The organism is Oleiphilus sp. HI0061, assembly GCF_001635675.1.
Genome location: NZ_LWFE01001859.1, coordinates 1 through 1499 on the forward strand (window position 1 = coordinate 1; position 1499 = coordinate 1499).

Here is a 1499-nt window from a genome sequence, read left to right on the forward strand (position 1 = left end):
GTTTATTCAGCAGGTTTTGGTGGATCACCTGAGTATTAAGCACCTGGTGATTGGTGATGACTTTAGGTTTGGGGGCGACCGCTCGGGTGATTATGCGCTCTTGAAAGAGGCGGGAAAGCGCTTTGGTTTTAGCGTTGAAAGTACTCAGACAGTTGAGTGTGAAGAATCACCTCTTAGAGTTAGTAGTACGCTGATTAGAGAATTGTTGGCCAAGAGTAATTTTAGTGCTGCTGAGAATGCTTTAGGGCGCCCTTATAGTTTCATGGGTAAGGTTATCCACGGCCAGAAACTTGGACGCCAATTAGGGTTTCCGACAGCGAATGTAGCCTTAAAGAGAACGAAAGTACCATTTTCAGGTGTCTATGTCGTAAGCCTTTATTTGAACGGTGAGGATAATACCCCTTATCAAGGTGTAGCGAATGTTGGGGTTAAACCAACCGTTGGGAATTACTTGCCTTCTCTAGAAGTACACCTGTTCGGCTTTGATCGAGATATATATGGCCGAAATGTTCGAGTTGTTTTTCATCAGAAAGTACGTGATGAGCAGCGTTTTAATGGTATTGACGCTCTGAAAGAACAGATAGATAAAGATGTTAAGCAGGCCAAGGAATATTTTAAAAAATTGGCCAGCTAGAAAGATATAAACGCGATCTTGATAAAAAATTATTGAGTGCCTTAGTGATCTAAGGACAATATTGACAACCTGATGTGACAATAATATGAGTGATTACAAGCATACTTTAAACCTTCCCGAAACCAAGTTTCCAATGCGTGGCAATCTGGCTCAGCGAGAGCCTGGCATGTTAAAGCAGTGGCAGGATATGGATTTGTATCAACAAATCAGAACCGCCCGGGCGGGAGCAGAGAAGTTTATTCTTCATGATGGCCCTCCGTATGCAAACGGTAGTATTCATATTGGTCACGCGGTTAACAAGATTCTTAAAGATATTATTGTCAAAGCGAAAACAATCAGTGGTTATGACGCACCTTACATTCCGGGTTGGGACTGCCACGGCTTACCGATTGAACACAATGTCGAAAAGAAAAAAGGCAAGGCCGGCGTAAAAATAGACTACCCTGAGTTTCGTCAGGCCTGTCGTGACTACGCGGCTAAGCAGGTTGCAGGCCAGAAAGAAGACTTTATTCGTCTAGGTGTTCTGGGTGACTGGGATAAGCCTTACCTAACCATGGACTTTAAGTTTGAAGCCGATATTGTCAGAGCCTTGGGACAAATTATTGAAAACGGCCACTTGCAGAAAGGCTTTAAGCCGGTTTACTGGAGTGTTGTCGGTGGTTCTGCATTAGCTGAAGCAGAAGTTGAATATCAGGATAAGCAGTCAACAGCGATCGATGTTCGTTTTAATGTCGCCGACCAGACTGCTGTTTACGAGGCTTTCTCTGTTGATGCGCAAGATTTGCCTATGTCTGTTGTGATCTGGACGACCACGCCATGGACATTACCTTCTAACCAAGCGGTATCTTTAAACGCTGAATTAGAA

At 43.8% G+C, this 1499-nt stretch carries 2 protein-coding genes; both read left to right on the top strand.

The window, feature by feature from the left end; translation table 11 throughout:
• A partial coding sequence (gene ribF, locus A3735_RS28275) for a riboflavin biosynthesis protein RibF (RefSeq protein ID WP_068639091.1) occupies positions 1–634 on the top strand: 634 nt, incomplete at its 5' end.
• Between the two features lie 85 nt (positions 635–719).
• Positions 720–1499, top strand: a 780-nt coding sequence (locus A3735_RS28280; protein ID WP_156499995.1) for a class I tRNA ligase family protein, incomplete at its 3' end; no start/stop codon positions are given.